Here is a 375-nt window from a genome sequence, read left to right on the forward strand (position 1 = left end):
GTCATCGTCATCGAGATGAACCCCCGCGTCTCCCGCTCCTCGGCGCTCGCCTCCAAGGCCACCGGCTTCCCGATCGCCAAGATCGCCGCCAAGCTGGCCGTCGGCTACACCCTGGACGAGATCCCCAACGACATCACCGAGAAGACGCCGGCCTCCTTCGAGCCGACCCTCGACTACGTCGTCGTCAAGGCCCCGCGCTTCGCCTTCGAGAAGTTCCCCTCCGCCGACTCCACCCTCACCACCACCATGAAGTCGGTGGGCGAGGCCATGGCGATCGGCCGGAACTTCACCGAGGCCCTCCAGAAGGCCCTGCGCTCGCTGGAGAAGAAGGGCTCGCAGTTCGCCTTCACCGGCCCGGTCGGCGACAAGGCCGAG

Annotated in this window: 1 pseudogene; it reads left to right on the plus strand. The window is 67.5% G+C overall.

Annotated elements, in window-relative coordinates:
• A pseudogene (gene carB / locus AB0C16_RS40940) lies at positions 1 to 375 on the plus strand (carbamoyl phosphate synthase large subunit); the annotation flags it as partial.

This window comes from Nonomuraea sp. NPDC048916 (assembly GCF_040649575.1).
Classification (GTDB): domain Bacteria; phylum Actinomycetota; class Actinomycetes; order Streptosporangiales; family Streptosporangiaceae; genus Nonomuraea.